The sequence below is a fragment of the Amycolatopsis rhabdoformis genome (assembly GCF_035918295.1).
In the GTDB taxonomy this organism is placed as follows: Bacteria; Actinomycetota; Actinomycetes; order Mycobacteriales; family Pseudonocardiaceae; genus Amycolatopsis; species Amycolatopsis rhabdoformis.
Genome location: NZ_CP142149.1, coordinates 9,334,362 through 9,348,830, shown reverse-complemented (window position 1 = coordinate 9,348,830; position 14,469 = coordinate 9,334,362). Strand labels below are relative to the sequence as shown.

The 14,469-nt window shown below is 70.0% G+C and carries 13 protein-coding genes; 6 read left to right on the top strand and 7 right to left on the bottom strand.

The annotated features are described in order from the left end of the window. Positions 1 to 153 precede the first annotated feature (153 nt). Positions 154 to 1,107, top strand: coding sequence for a prolyl aminopeptidase (gene pip, locus VSH64_RS43550; RefSeq protein WP_326568564.1), 954 nt, complete (start codon positions 154 to 156; stop codon positions 1,105 to 1,107). Here the strand turns inward: pip and VSH64_RS43545 are convergent. Beyond that, positions 1,104 to 1,667 (bottom strand): TetR/AcrR family transcriptional regulator, encoded by a 564-nt coding sequence (locus tag VSH64_RS43545; RefSeq protein ID WP_326568563.1) that lies wholly within the window; start codon positions 1,665 to 1,667, stop codon positions 1,104 to 1,106. The two genes, pip and VSH64_RS43545, sit on opposite strands and share 4 nt — an antisense overlap. 55 nt (positions 1,668 to 1,722) lie before the next feature. Here VSH64_RS43545 and VSH64_RS43540 point away from each other — a divergent pair, with 55 nt between their 5' ends. Then, on the top strand, positions 1,723 to 2,502 hold the full coding sequence (locus VSH64_RS43540) for an SDR family NAD(P)-dependent oxidoreductase (RefSeq protein ID WP_326568562.1): 780 nt from the start codon (positions 1,723 to 1,725) through the stop codon (positions 2,500 to 2,502). Here the strand turns inward: VSH64_RS43540 and VSH64_RS43535 are convergent. From VSH64_RS43535 to VSH64_RS43515, 5 genes are all read right to left on the bottom strand, one after another. Beyond that, the gene (locus VSH64_RS43535) at positions 2,499 to 3,302 is read right to left on the bottom strand and encodes an ABC transporter permease (protein ID WP_407655716.1); all 804 of its coding nucleotides are present in this window, start codon (positions 3,300 to 3,302) and stop codon (positions 2,499 to 2,501) included. The two genes, VSH64_RS43540 and VSH64_RS43535, sit on opposite strands and share 4 nt — an antisense overlap. Before the next feature lie 15 nt (positions 3,303 to 3,317). Further along, a complete protein-coding gene (locus VSH64_RS43530) occupies positions 3,318 to 4,199 on the bottom strand; it encodes an ABC transporter permease (protein WP_326568560.1) in 882 nt (293 codons plus the stop codon). A 131-nt stretch (positions 4,200 to 4,330) separates the two neighbouring features. Beyond that, positions 4,331 to 5,539: an ABC transporter substrate-binding protein gene (locus VSH64_RS43525; RefSeq protein WP_326568559.1), complete on the bottom strand. Its 1,209-nt coding sequence runs from the start codon at positions 5,537 to 5,539 to the stop codon at positions 4,331 to 4,333. A gap of 25 nt (positions 5,540 to 5,564) precedes the next feature. Further along, on the bottom strand, positions 5,565 to 6,641 hold the full coding sequence (locus VSH64_RS43520; RefSeq protein ID WP_326568558.1) for an ABC transporter ATP-binding protein: 1,077 nt from the start codon (positions 6,639 to 6,641) through the stop codon (positions 5,565 to 5,567). A gap of 33 nt (positions 6,642 to 6,674) precedes the next feature. Then, positions 6,675 to 8,105 carry a gamma-aminobutyraldehyde dehydrogenase gene (locus tag VSH64_RS43515; RefSeq protein ID WP_326568557.1) on the bottom strand — a complete coding sequence of 477 codons (1,431 nt, stop codon included), beginning with the start codon at positions 8,103 to 8,105 and terminating at the stop codon, positions 6,675 to 6,677. A gap of 114 nt (positions 8,106 to 8,219) precedes the next feature. On the opposite strand from VSH64_RS43515, the gene VSH64_RS43510 reads away from it, so the two are divergent. Beyond that, positions 8,220 to 8,963, top strand: coding sequence for a FadR/GntR family transcriptional regulator (locus VSH64_RS43510; protein WP_326568556.1), 744 nt, complete (start codon positions 8,220 to 8,222; stop codon positions 8,961 to 8,963). Positions 8,964 to 8,995: 32 nt separating this feature from the next. After that, positions 8,996 to 9,781: a cache domain-containing protein gene (locus VSH64_RS43505; protein WP_326568555.1), complete on the top strand. Its 786-nt coding sequence runs from the start codon at positions 8,996 to 8,998 to the stop codon at positions 9,779 to 9,781. Between the two features lie 3 nt (positions 9,782 to 9,784). On the opposite strand, the gene VSH64_RS43500 is transcribed toward VSH64_RS43505, so the two are convergent. Further along, a complete protein-coding gene (locus tag VSH64_RS43500; protein WP_326568554.1) occupies positions 9,785 to 11,239 on the bottom strand; it encodes a PucR family transcriptional regulator in 1,455 nt (484 codons plus the stop codon). Between the two features lie 107 nt (positions 11,240 to 11,346). Between VSH64_RS43500 and gabT the strand changes: the two genes are divergently transcribed. Both gabT and VSH64_RS43490 read left to right on the top strand, forming a co-directional pair. After that, positions 11,347 to 12,696: a 4-aminobutyrate--2-oxoglutarate transaminase gene (gene gabT / locus VSH64_RS43495; RefSeq protein ID WP_326568553.1), complete on the top strand. Its 1,350-nt coding sequence runs from the start codon at positions 11,347 to 11,349 to the stop codon at positions 12,694 to 12,696. Beyond that, complete coding sequence (locus tag VSH64_RS43490) at positions 12,693 to 14,120, top strand: aldehyde dehydrogenase family protein (protein WP_326568552.1); 1,428 nt, start codon at positions 12,693 to 12,695, stop codon at positions 14,118 to 14,120. Before gabT ends, VSH64_RS43490 begins: the two co-directional genes overlap by 4 nt. Positions 14,121 to 14,469 lie beyond the last annotated feature (349 nt).

Here is a 14,469-nt window from a genome sequence, read left to right as displayed (position 1 = left end):
GCGGGCCTCCACCTTCCCGATCCGCTACCCCTTTCCCGGAGCAGCGGGCACTGGGACGACCACCCGGACGGCTCGCGGCCTTTCGGCTGAACGTCCGCCGGGAAGCCCGCCCGGCCCCCGCGAAACGGCGGCGGATCCGGCAGAGTGATCGGCATGGACGACCTCTACCCGCCGTTGCAGCCGTCGGCCGATGGGATGCTCGAGGTCGGTGACGGACACCGGATCTACTGCCAGGAAGCGGGAAACCCGCAGGGCAAGCCGGTGGTCGTGCTCCACGGCGGGCCCGGCAGCGGGATCGCGCCGATGGCGCGGCGGCACTTCGACCCCGCCGCGTACCGGATCATCCTGTTCGACCAGCGGGGCGCCGGCCGCAGCACGCCGGGCGTCGGCGAACCGAACGCGGACCTGAGCACGAACACGTTGTGGCACCTCGTCGCGGACCTGGAGCTGCTGCGAGAGCGGCTGAACATTCGACGCTGGCAGGTGTTCGGCGGCTCATGGGGCTCGACACTCGCGCTGGCGTACGCGCAGACCTACCCCGATCAGGTGACCGAACTGGTGCTGCGCGGCATCTTCACGGCCCGCAAGCGCGAGCTCGACTGGATCTACCGCGGCGGCGCGGCGAACCTCTTCCCGGCCGAGTGGGAGGACTTCCTCGCCCCGCTGCCGGCCGAGCACCACGCCGACCCGCTGGCCGGCTACGCCGAGCTGCTCGCCAGTGAGGACCGCGGGGTGCGCGAGCGCGCCGCGATCGCCTGGAGCGTCTGGGAAGGCGCCACGGTGGCGCTGCTGCCGCAGGAAGCGTTCGTGAACCGCTACGCCGACCCGGCGTTCGCGCTCACCTTCGCGCGCCTCGCCGTGCACTACTTCACGCACGACTCGTGGCTCGAGGAAGACCAGCTGATCCGCGACGCCGGCAAGCTCGCCGGTGTGCCCGGCATCCTCGTGCAGGGACGCTACGACGCCGTCTGCCCGCCGATCACCGCGTACGAGCTGCACCGCGCGTGGCCCGGCTCGGACCTGCGGATCACCGAAGGCGCCGGCCACGCCGTGAACGACCCGGGCACGCTGGCCGCGCTGCGGCAGGCGACCGACGAGTTCCGTTAGGTCGCCAGCAGCAGCCGGAAGAGGCTTTCCAGCGTCTCCGCCAGCGTGGCCTCGTCGGCCGCGTTCAGCGCGCTGCTGCCGATCACCCTGCGCATCAACCAGAAACCCGCGATGAGCGACAGCGCCATCGCCGCGCGGTCGGTACCCCGCAGCTCGGGGACGACGTCCAGGATGTGCGCCTCCACGTGCTTTTCGATGCCCGCACGCAGGATCTCGGCCGCGCGCGGGTTCGAGGCCGAGCGGAGCATCAGCAGGAACGGGTCGAGGTTGTCGGCCTCCGGCGCCGTGCGCGAGACCAGCGCGGCGGCGACGTCGCGGGCCAGCGTGGCCGCGTCGCCGGTCAGCACCGTGCGTTCGGCCATCGACACCTCGGCCACCTCCGCGAACAGGCCTTCCTTCGAGCCGAAGTAGCGGTTCACGAGCATGGCCGTGACGCCGGCGGACTGCGCGATCTCCCGCACGCCGACGCCGTCGTAACCGAAGCGGGTGAAGGCTTCGACGCCGGCGCGCAAGATGGCTTCCCGGGTGGCGGCGGCGTCACGGCGTCTTGGTGCGGTCATGTATACGAGTGTAGACTAAAACTAAATCTACATCCGTATACTTAGTGGAGAACCCATGGACCTCAACCTGATCGGCCGCCGCGCGCTCGTCACCGGCTCCAGCTCCGGACTCGGCGAAGCGATCGCGCGGCTGCTCGCCGAAGAAGGCGCCGACGTGGTGGTGCACGGCCGCGACGAAGCCCGCGCCAACGCGGTGGCCGAGAAGATCGGCGCCAGGGCCGTGGCGATCGGCGACCTCGCCACCGACGAAGGCGCGCAGCGGGTGGCGACGCAGGCCGGCGAGATCGATGTGCTCGTGAACAACGCCGGCGCCTACGAGCACCGCGGCTGGGCCGACGCGACGCCGGCCGACTGGGCGTGGACGTACGAGGTGAACGTGGTGTCCGCGGTCCGGATGATCGGCCACCTCGTGCCCGGTATGCGCGAGCGCGGCTGGGGCCGCGTGATCCAGATCGGCGGCGGCCTCTCCGGCCAGCCGACCGAGATCCTCCCCCAGTACAACGCCACTCTCGCCGCGCGGCACAACCTCGCGGTTTCCCTGGCGCGCGAGCTGAAGGACACCGGCGTCACGTCCAATGTGGTCGCGCCGGGCGCGATCCTCGTGGACGCCGTGCAGCGTTACCTCACCGATCTCGCTCCCGAGCACGGCTGGGGCGAGACGTGGGAAACCATCGAGGCCAACGCCGCGCGCGACTTCGTGCCCAACGACATCGGCCGCTTCGGGCGTCCGGAAGAGATCGCGGGCGCCGTGGCGTACCTGGCGAGCCCGTATGCCGACTACGTGAGCGGAGCCACCCTCCGGGTGGACGGCGGCACCATCCGCAACGTGGCCTAGATCCGGCCACCCGACGAGCTGTCGCCACCGGAGAGCTTCTGCGCGAAGTACACCGGCACCGTGGACACGATGATCAGCACCGCCGCCACCACGTTGACCACCGGCGCCTGGTTAGGCCGGAAGAGGTTGTTGTAGATCCAGATCGGCAGCGTCTCCATGCCGGTGCCGAGCGTGAACGTGGTCACGATGATCTCGTCGAACGACAGCGCGAACGCCAGCAGCCCGCCCGCCAGCAGCGCCGAGCGCAGCATCGGGAACGTGACCAGCCGGAAGGTGGTCATGCCGTCGGCGCCGAGGTCCATCGACGCCTCTTCGAGGTTGCCGCCCATGCGCCGCAGGCGGGCGACGACGTTGTTGAACACCACCACGATGCAGAAGGTCGCGTGCGCGATGATCGCCGTGAGCAGGCCGAGATCGATGCCGAGGATCGTGCGGAACGCGTTGTTCAGCGCGATGCCGGTGACGATGCCGGGCAACGCGATGGGCAGCACCACCAGCAGTGACAACGAATCACGGCCGAAGAACTTGTAGCGCTGCAACGCGAACGCGGCCATCGTGCCCAGCACGAGCGCGATCGCCGTGGCCGCCAGACCCGCCTCGACGCTGGTCAGCAATGCGCGCAGCGCGCCTTCGTTGGTCACCGCGCGGCCCCACCACTCCAGGGTGAAGCTCTTCGGCGGCCAGCCGAACGTGGTGTCCGAGTTCACGGAGTTGAGCAGCACCACCAGAAGCGGGAAGTAGATCACCGCGAACCCGACCCCGAGTGCCGTCCACAGCACCACCCGGCCGGTCTTCGACATGCGCACGGCGGTCTCCTAGAGGTTGTTCAGCGCGCCGGTGCGACGCACGACGGCCAAGTACACGAGCATGATCACGACCGGCACGATGGCCACGGTCGCCGCGAACGGCAGGTTGTTGGCCGCGCCGATGTTGTCGTAGACCACGTTGCCGAGCATCTGCGACGTGCCGCCCACGATCTTCACGGCGATGTAGTCGCCCAGCGACAAGGAGAACGTGAAGATCGAGCCGGCCACGATCGCCGGGAAGGCGAGCGGCAGGATCACCGAGCGGAACGTGCGGAAGGACTTCGCGCCGAGGTCACCCGAAGCGTCCACAAGGGAATCGGGCAGCCGCTCGAGACCCGCGTAGATCGGCAGGATCATGTACGGCAGCCACAGGTACGACAGCGTGATCACGGTGGCGGCGACGCCGTAGCCGGGGCCGGAGAGGCCGAACGGGCTCAGCAGCCAGCTGATCGCGCCGTTGCCCGAGAGCAGGGTGCGCCACGCGTAGGCCTTCACCAGGTAGCTCGCCCACAGCGGCGTCATCACGGCGATCACGAGGATCCGTTGTGCCTTCGGGGAAGCGAGCTTGGCCATCGCGAAGGCCATCGGGAACGCGATCACCGCGTCGATCACCGTGACCAGCAGCGCGATGCCGACGGTCCGCAGCGTGATCGTGCGGTAGACCGAGTCGGTGAACAGGGTCGCGAAGTTGTCGAACGACCAGTCCGTGACCACCTTGCCGGTGAACACGTCGGTGGACCAGAAGGCCGTGATGAACAGGGCGGCCAGCGCGCCGAGGTAGGCCAGGCCGAGCCACAGCAGCGGAGCCGAAAGGAGAATGCCCAGGCGCAGCTTGGGTTTGCGGAAGAAGAAAGCCGAAGCGCGACGGCTCGGCGGGCTCACGGCGGACATGCGGGGCACCTTCGGGGGCACGGTCGGGAAGAGGGGTCCGGGGGCGGCGGACGAGGGGGAGGTGCCCGCCGCCCCCGGAGCTACCGGGGTTGAACACGGGTGCCGCGGACCGCGCGGCACCCGTGCACGCGTCAACCCTTGATCTCGGTCCAGGCCCGGGTCCAGTCGCCGTAGTCCTTGCACTTGACGTCCGTGCGGCCGTCGAGGCACTGCGGGATCGGCGTGGTCCAGTACTGGATCTTGGCGGCGTAGGCCGCGTCGCTGGCGTGGTAGGTGTCGCACAGCGACTTGTCGGTCATCTCGGCGCAGGCCTTCGAGTTCGCCGGGGCCTCACCGAAGTACTCCGCCACCTGGGCGTTGACCTTCGGGCTGATGACGTAGTCCATCCACTTGTACGCGCACGTCTTGTGCTGCGACTTCGTGGCCACCATCCAGGTGTCCGACCAACCGGTGGCACCCTCGCTCGGCACGGTCGCGCCCAGCGGTGCGCCGTCGGTCTTGGCCAGGTTCACCGTGACCTGCCACGCGGTGCCGATCACGGCGTCCCCGGCCTTGAGCGACTGCGTTTCCTTGAGGTAGTCCGACCAGTACTCGCTCACGTTCGGGCGCTGCTTCTTCAGCAGGTCCACCGCGGCGTTGAACTGCTTGTCGTCCAAGGCGTACGGGTTCTTGATGCCGAGGTCGGGCTGGTGCGCCATGAGGTACAGCGCGGCGTCGGCGATGTAGATCGGCGAGTCGTAGGCGATGATCTTGCCCTTGAAGGGCGAGTTCACGTCGAACATCGGCGACCACGACGTGGGCTCCGGGCTCACCTTGTCGGTGCGCCAGGTGAGCACGTTGGCACCCCAGCCGTGCGGGATGCCGTAGGCGACGTTGTTGACGCTGTTCCACGGCTTGTTCTTCAGGAACGGGTAGACGTCGTTGTAGTTCGGCACGAGCGCGGTGTTGACCGGCTCGACGTCACCCGAGGCGACCAGGCGCAGCGACGCGTCGCCCGAGGCGGACACCACGTCGTACTGACCGGTCTTCATCAGCGTCACGGCTTCGTCGGACGTGCCGAAGGCCTTGACGTTGACCTTGCAGCCGGTCTGGTCCTCGAACGGCTTGACCCAGTTGATGTTCGGGTCGGTGGAGCCGTTTTCGGCGTATCCGGGCCACGCGAGCACGTTCAGCTGGCCTTCCGGCTGGCCCAGCTGGGTGAGTGCGGCCAGCTTGGGCGGGGTGAACCCCTGAGCGCCCGGCGCGGACCCCGTGTTCGAGTCGGAGCCCGACGTCCCGCAGGCCGCGAGCAGCAGGCTCACGCCGCACAGCCCAGCGAGCAGCGTCTTCCTGTTCTTCATGTCGAGAGAAACCTTCCCGTGAGAACTAGCCGGCTTCGGGGACCCGGAAACTGTGTTCGTGGCGCCACCGCAGGCGGACCCGACCGTCGGCGAACTCGGTCGGCTCACTGGTGTTCTGGCGAACCACGGACAACTGACCCCCCGCATCGAGCGCGACAGCGTAGCGCACTGTGGATCCGGCGTATACGACATCCGTGACCAAACCGGTCGCCGAAGTCTCGCCCGGACCGGCCGGCGACGCAAGATCACCGTCGATGCGGATCTTCTCCGGTCGGATGCTGTACACGCCGGGTTTGCCGATCACCGCTTCGGCGCCACGGCCGCTGAGCAGGTTGGACGTGCCGACGAAGCCGGCGACGAAGGCGCTCGCCGGTCTCTCGTACACCTCCACCGGGGTGCCGACCTGTTCGATCCGCCCGGCGTTGAACACCGCGATGCGGTCGCTCATGGTCAGCGCCTCGTCCTGGTCGTGCGTCACGAACACGAAGGTGATCCCGACTTCGCGCTGGATCTGCTTCAGCTCGATCTGCATCGCCTGCCGCAGCTTGAGGTCGAGCGCACCCAGCGGTTCGTCGAGGAGCAGCACCTTCGGGCGGTTCACCAGCGCCCGCGCGAGAGCGACGCGCTGGCGCTGACCACCCGAGAGCTGCGAAGGCTTGCGGTCGCCGTACTCCCCGAGCCGCACGGTTTCGAGGGCTTCCGCCGCGCGTTGCTTGCGCTCGGCCTTGGCGACGCGCTTCACCTTCAGCCCGTACTCCACGTTCTGCCGCACGGACATGTGCGGGAAGAGCGCGTAGTCCTGGAACACGGTGTTCACGTCGCGCTCGAACGGCGCCAGCTGGCTCACGTCGCGGCCGGCGAGCTCGATCGTGCCCGCGGTGGGCAGTTCGAAGCCGGCGATCATGCGCAGCACGGTGGTCTTGCCCGACCCCGACGGGCCGAGCATCGAGAAGAACTCGCCGGGCGGGATGTCGAGGTCGACGCCGTCGACGGCCCGGACCTTGTCGAAGTGCTTCTGCAGCCCGGTGAGCCGGATGGCCGGCTCACCGCCGGCGCGCGGCTGGTCGGGCCGGCGGGCGGCGGCGGGCGCTTGGTGGGGCATGGCGGGCCTTCCCGTGGATCTCGTCACCGGTACCTACAGCGCGCTCATGACGTGCTTCACGCGGGTGTAGTCCTCGAGGCCGTACAGCGAGAGATCCTTGCCGTAGCCCGACTTCTTGAACCCGCCGTGGGGCATCTCGGCGACGAGCGGGATGTGGGTGTTGATCCACACGCAGCCGAAGTCGAGCTTGCCGGACACGCGCATCGCGCGCTGGTGGTCCTTCGTCCAGATCGAGGACGCGAGACCGTAAGGCACGCCGTTGGCCGCCTTCACCGCTTCGGCTTCGTCGCAGAAGCGCTGCACGGTGATGACCGGGCCGAAGACCTCGTTCTGCGTGATCTCGTCGTCCTGCGTGACGCCGGAAACCACGGTGGCCTCGTAGAAGTAGCCCTCGTCGCCGACCCGGCGGCCACCACAGTGGACGGTGGCGTGCTCGGGCAGCCGGTCGATGAAGCCCGACACCTTCTCCAGCTGCGCGGCGTTGTTGAGCGGGCCGAAGGCGATCGTGTCGTCGTCGGGCTTGCCGGTCTTGTTCGCCTCGGCCTGGCGCGCGAGCGCGGCCACGAAGGTGTCGTGCACGTCGTCGGCCACGAGCACGCGCGTGGCGGCGGTGCAGTCCTGGCCCGCGTTGAAGTAGCCGGCCATGGCGATGGTCTCGGCGGCGTTCTCGAGATCGGCGTCCTCGAACACGATCACGGGCGCCTTGCCACCCAGTTCGAGGTGCACGCGCTTCACGTCGCGGGCGGCGGCGCTCGCGACCTCGATGCCGGCGCGTACGGAGCCGGTGATCGACACCATGGCGGGGATCGGGTGCTCCACGAGCGCGCGGCCGGAGTCGCGGTCGCCGGTCACGACGTTGAACACACCCGGCGGCAGGAACTCGCCGCAGATCTCGGCCAGCAGCAGCGTCGACGCCGGCGTGGTGTCCGAAGGCTTGAGCACCACGGTGTTGCCGGCCGCGAGCGCGGGCGCGATCTTCCAGATGGCCATGAGCAGCGGGTAGTTCCACGGCGTCACCTGCGCGCAGACACCCACGGGCTCGCGGCGGATGAAGGACGTGTGGCCTTCCATGTACTCGCCGGCCGCGCGGCCTTCGAGCACGCGCGCGGCTCCGGCGAAGAAGCGCAGCTGGTCGACGATCATCGGCAGCTCTTCCGACATCGTGAGCGCCACCGGCTTGCCGGTGTTCTGCGACTCGACGCGCACGAGCTCCTCGCCGCGGGCTTCCACGGCGTCGGCGATCTTCAGCAGCGCGAGCTGGCGCACGGCCGGCGTGCTCTCTTTCCAGCTCTCGAACGCCTCGGCCGCCACCTTCAGCGCGTGATCGACGTCTTCGGCGCCGGCCACCGGCGCGGTGCAGTAGGCGCGACCGGTGACCGGGTCGACGATCTCCAGGACTTTTCCGCCCTTACCGGACACCGAATCGACGTACTTCCCGCCGATGTAGTGCTTCAGTTCCTGCACGCGTGCGCCTCCTGACTCTCCGTGGCAGGGTGAAACATATAACTCCATATTTCATATGACAAGGTCCTGGGGCACTATTGGCCCCCATCGCATGCCGAGACGGGTGGACCCACGATGCGCAAGGAGATGTCGAACAGCGCACGACTGGCGATGTTCGCTCCGCTCGACCAGCTCGGCCGCGCCGAGGCGGTCGCGGCGCGGCTGCTCGACGCCATCACCCTGGGTCTGCTCGACGACGCCGAGCAGCTGCCGAGCGAGGCCGAGCTCGCCGCGCAGTTCCGCGTGTCCACCGTGACGGTGCGGGAAGCGCTCGCCGTGCTGCGGCAGCAGGGGCTGGTCGAGACCAGGCGCGGCCGCGGCGGCGGCAGCTTCGTGCGCACGCCCGCGTGGCCCGCGGCGAGCTCGTGGGCCCAGCGGCTGCGGCTCGTGTCGCTGGCCGATCTGCGCGACTTCGGCGATCACTACCTCGCCGTGGGCGGCTCGGCGGCCAAGCTCGCGGCCGAGCGCAGCTCCCCCGAAGACCTGGAACGACTGCGGCTGACCAGCGAAGACCTCGCCGGCGCGACCGGCCCGGAGGCGACGCGCGCCGAGCGGCACTTCCACCTCGAAGTGGCCGCGGCGGCGCAGTCGCCGCGGCTGACCAACCAGGAGGTTCAACTGCAGGGCGAACACGGCGGGTTGCTCTGGGTGCCCCTCGACGGCGAGGGCACCTGCCGCCAGTCCTACGCTGAGCACCACGCGATCGTCACCGCGATCGCCGCGGCCGACGGCGACTTGGCCCGCAAGCTGACCGAGGAGCACATCCTGAGCGCCCTCGACCGGCTCGCGGATCTGCACTTAAGCCTCGAAACGCCGTAAGCTTCGATGACCCTGCGATCGAGGTGAGCACCGTGACCGACACCCGCACGTTGACCGGCGACGAGGTCGTCGCGCAGGTATCCGCGCTGGTCGAGGAGATCTTCGACCGCCTGAAGCCCGTGCTGGCCGCGGCCGAGACACTGCTGGGCGAGCCCGGCGGTGCCGGCGCCGACACGCTCCACGGCATCCGGCCGCAAGTGCTCGAGGCCCTCGGCGGCCTCGTGATCGGCGCCGGGTTCGTGAGCGCGCCCCACGTGTTGTCCGACCAGGAGTTCGGTTTCGAGTGGTGGACCACCACTGGTTCGGACGACCGTGGTTCCGGCGGCAGTGGTTCGGATGACGGTGGTTCGGACGCCCTTGTGCCGGAGCAGCTGTTCATCAGCCTCGACCCGGAGAGCCCGAACTTCCTCGACTACACGCGCCAGTCGTGGTTCACCGTGCCGCGCGACAGCGGGCGCCGGCACATCAACGGCCCGTACGTCGATTACCTGTGCACCGACGAGTACACGCTCACCTTCACGCTGCCCGTGTACCGCGACGGTTCGTTCGCCGGCGTGGTCGGCGCGGACGTGTACGTGCGCGAGTTCGAGCGCACGGTGAGCCGGCGGCTGCGTTCGCTCGGCCGGCACGCGGCGCTGCTCAACGCGCAGGGGCGCGTGATCGTGTCCAACAGCGTGCGGCAGGCCACGGGTTCGCTGGTGCGGGACGTCGACGTGCCGGCGTGGTGGACGGCCGGGGCGGAGCCGCAGACGATGTCGGGCGGGGCGACGCTGCGCCGGTGCGGGGATTCGCCGATCGCGCTGCTCGTGAGCGTGTGATCCCTAGCCGGTGACCTGAAGCGCGAGCCAGAGTTCTGCGCGGACACCCGGTGAGTCGAGGTCTTGCCCGAGGAGCTCGCTGACCTTCGTGATGCGGTTGCGCAGGGTGTGGCGGTGCACGCCGAGCCGGGTGGCGGCGCGGTCCCAGTGGCCGTGGTCTTCGAGCCAGGCGCGCAGCGATTCCTCGAGGTCCGGCCGGTCGCGCAGGGGCGCGAGCAGCTCGTGGGCGAAGGCTTGCGCGGCAAGGGGTTCGAGGAGGTTCAGCAGCCCTCGGCCGGCGTGGTCGGCGTAGCGCAGCACGGGAAGGCCGCGGCTCTCCGCGGCCTCGGCGGCCTGTTCGGCTTGCCGGAGCGCGTCCGGGAAGCCTTGTGGCTCCGAGGTTTCCGCGATGCCCACGTGGTAGGCGCCCTCGCCGGCGAGAGTGATCAGCTGCTCTTCGAGGACTGCGTCCACCGCGGTCACGGCGGTGACCGCGATCCCGTGACGGGCGAAGAACACCTGCTGGGGTGAGAGCTCCGCTTCGAAGCGGTCGTAGAGACGCTGGCGCGACCCCGGTGAGCGGGTCTGGAAGTACAGCACTCGCCACGGAGGATCCGGCACCTCGCCCCACACGGTGGAGATCGTTGTCATCGCCGCGTCCGCGCGGCCCTCGGCGAGCAGGTCGAGCACGGCGGTGCGCAGGTACCGCAGGCCGTTCTGGTGTGCGCGATCCTGCTTCAGCGCAAGGGAAAGCAGGGCGACGGCCGTGTTCACGATGTGCCGGCCGGTGGCATCGAGCGGCACGGTGGTGCCGACGGCGAGCACGCCGTGGGGGTGCAGGGTCTGGAGCACGACCTCGTGCTGCCCCAGCGCCACGACCCGCGTGCCGGTGCGCAGGTTCTTCACGTCGAGCTCCGCGCCGAGGGCCTGGGCGGCGGCGGGCGCGGCCGCGGCGACGCGGCCCGGCGAGTCGAAGAGCACCACCCAGCCGTCGATCAGCTGCGCGAGCTTGCGGACCACCCCCGCAGTGCCGCTTCGGCCGACCGCCGCGCGCGTGAGCTCCTGCTGGGCGCGGCCGATCCGCACGGTCGCGGCGTACTCGTCGGCCGCCACCGCGCGTGAGACGGCGCGGGTGATGGCGATGAACGGCGTCTTGCGGGGCACTTCGAGCACGGGCAGGCCGACCTCGTCGGCGGTCTCGACCAGCGTTTTCGGCACGTGGTCGTGGCTCAAGCCGACGCCGAAGCCGAGCCCGGCGACGCCGGCGTCGACAAGTCGCTGCACGTAGGCGGCCGAGGTGGCGTCGTCGAGAGCGAGGCCGGTGGTGAGCAGGAGTTCGCCGCCTTCGAGGAAGGCCTGCGGGTCGGTGAGCTCGGTCGGGTGCACCCAGCCGATCGGGCGGTCGAGGCCGCGCTCCCCCGCGACCACGTGCAGGCCGAGCGCCCGTTGCTCGGTCAACGCGCGCAGGGTGAGTGCCATAGTGGCCAACTCTACGCTTTCGTTTCGACAACTTGGCCAGCTGACTTTGCCGGGCCGGGCGCCGCATCCTGGGTGGTGACCCGCCCGTTTCCCCAGGAGTTGAGCCCATGACGACCACCGAGACCCCGGTGGCCCCGGCGCCCGTCGCGCGCCGGCTGCGCACCGAAATCCCCGGCCCGGCTTCGCGCGCGTTGCAGGAGCGGCGTTCGGCCGCGGTGGCGGCGGGCGTGAGCTCGACGTTGCCGGTGTACGTGACGTCGGCCAGCGGTGGCCTGCTCACCGACGCCGACGACAACGTGCTGATCGACTTCGGCTCCGGCATCGCCGTGACGAACGTGGGGCACTCCGCGCCGGCCGTGGTCGACCGGGTGCGCGAGCAGGCGGGCATGTTCGCGCACACGTGTTTCATGATCACGCCGTACGAGGGGTACGTGGAGGTCTGTGAGGCGCTGGCCGAGCTGACGCCGGGTGACCACGCGAAGAAGTCGGTGCTGTTCAACTCGGGTGCGGAGGCCGTGGAGAACGCGGTGAAGATCGCGCGCGCCGCGACCGGGCGCCAGGCCGTGGTGGTGTTCGACCACGCCTACCACGGGCGGACGAACCTCACGATGGCGTTGACCGCGAAATCGGTGCCGTACAAGCACGGGTTCGGGCCGTTCGCGCCGGAGGTGTACCGCGTGCCGGGCTCGTACCCGTACCGCGACGGGCTTTCGGGTCCGGAGGCGGCGCGGATCGCGATCGACCGGATCGAGAAGCAGATCGGCGGCGACCAGGTGGCGGCCGTGGTGCTCGAGCCGATCCAGGGCGAAGGCGGCTTCATCGAGCCCGCGCCCGGTTTCCTGCCGGCGCTTTCGGCCTGGTGCTCGGCCAACGGTGTGGTGTTCGTGGCCGACGAGGTGCAGACCGGCTTCTGCCGCACGGGCGACTGGTTCGCGTCTTCGCGCGAAGGCGTGGTGCCGGACCTGATCGCGACGGCCAAGGGCATCGCGGCCGGCCTGCCGCTGTCGGCGGTGACCGGGCGCGCGGAGCTGCTCGACGCGGTCGGCGCCGGTGGCCTGGGCGGCACGTACGGCGGCAACCCGATCGCCTGCGCCGCGGCGCTGGGGTCGATCGAGACCCTGCGGTCGGGCGATCTGGCGGCTGCCGCTCGGCGAGTGGAAGAGCTGGTGCTGCCGCGGCTGCGGGCGCTGGCCGCGTCGACGGGCGTGATCGGTGACGTGCGCGGGCGCGGCGCCATGCTGGCGGCGGAGTTCGTGCGGCCGGGCACTTCGACGCCCGACCCGGATCTGACGCGGCGCGTCGCTGCTGCGTGCCACGCGCTCGGCGTGGTGGTGCTGACCTGCGGCACCTACGGCAACGTGATCCGGTTGCTGCCGCCGCTGTCCCTGTCCCCCGAGCTGCTCGACGAAGGCCTTTCGGTGCTCGAGCACGCCGTTCGCACGGAGGTGCGCAAGTGACTGTTCCGTTCTGGGTGGCCGGCAAGCCGGTGACCGGTGGTACTTCCGTCGAAGTCCGGCAGCCGTACGACGGCGCTTTGGCCGGCTCGCACTACGTTCCGACGGCTTCGGACGTCGAAACGGCGGTCGCGGCGGCGGCTTCGGTGGCCGACGAGTTCGCCGTGGTCCCCGCGCACGTGCGGGCGGGCGCGTTGGACCACGTGTCCCGGACGTTGGGCTCGCGGGCCGAGGAGATCGCCGCGCTGATCACGGCCGAGTCGGGCAAGCCGCTGAAGTGGTCGCGCGGCGAGGTGGGGCGTGCGGTATCGACGTTCCGCTGGGCGGCCGAGGAGGCCCGCCGCTTCTCCGGCGAGCTGCAGCGCCTCGACACGGACCCGGGCGGCACCGGTCGGATGGCGCTGGTGCGGCGGGTGCCGCGCGGGCCAGTGCTCGGCATCACGCCGTTCAACTTCCCGCTGAACCTGGTGGCGCACAAGGTCGCGCCGGCGATCGCCGTTGGCGCCCCGATCGTGCTCAAGCCGGCGCCCGCGACGCCACTCACGTCCTTGCTGCTCGGCGAGATCCTGGCCGAGACGGACCTGCCCGCCGGCAGCTGGTCGATCCTGCCGCTGGGCAACGAGGAAACCGCCACCCTCGTCCGCGACCCGCGGCTGCCGGTGGTGTCGTTCACCGGGTCGGTTCCGGTGGGCTGGTCCATTCGCGACAGTGTGCCGCGCAAGCACGTTTCGTTGGAGCTCGGCGGGAACGGCGCCGTGCTGGTCTGTCCGGATTGGACCGACCTCGACTTCGCGGCGCAGCGGATCGCGACGTTCTCGATGTACCAGGCCGGCCAGTCGTGCATCTCGGTGCAGCGGGTCTACGTGCACACCGATGTTTACGACGCACTGGAGTCCCGTGTGCTCGCCCAAGTCGCCGCTCTCCGCACTGGTGACCCGTCGGCCGACGGGGTGGACGTGGGTCCGCTGATCAACGAGGCCGCCGCCACGCGCGTCGCTTCGTGGGTGTCGGACGCCGTCTCCTCCGGCGCCCGCGTGCTCACCGGCGGCGGCCGCTCCGGCGCGACCGTGGAGCCGACCGTGCTGGCCGACGTGCCCGAGGACGCGGCGGTGATGGCGGAGGAGGTGTTCGGGCCCGTGGTTTCGCTGGTCCGGGTGTCCTCTGTGGACGAAGGCGTGGAGCGGATCAACGCTTCCCGCTTCGGCCTGCAGGCCGGCGTCTTCACGCGCGATCTGCCGACGGCGTTCGACGTCTCCGCCCGACTGAAGGTCGGCGGCGTCCTGATCGGCGACGTCCCCAGCTTCCGCGCCGACCAGATGCCCTACGGCGGCGTGAAGGACTCGGGCGTCGGCCGCGAAGGCCCGGCGGCCGCGATGGCGGACTTCACGGAGGAACGGGTGACGGTGTTGACGGGGTTGACGCTGTAGGGCGTTGATCCGGCCGCGACGCGTCCCGCCTCCTCGGGTACCAGGGGCGGCGCGCGCGGCGTCAGCGGGTGGCCGGCCGCACCCTGACCAGCTGCGCATGTACAGCCAGATGGTCAAGAACTCAAGTACTTACATTTCCCCTCCCCAGGTGGTCTGATCCACTCGATCATTGACCATGGAGGAGAAATGCCGCTTCCCTTCGTCCGAAGATCCGCAGCGTCGGTGGCTGCTGCTCTTGTTGCCACCTCGGCCTTTCCGCTGACGGCCCAAGCAACTACTCCGTTGGCACTCACGCAAGCCGCTTCGGGCGACCAGAGCGCTGCGCAGCCCACGCCGGTTGCCGTCACCT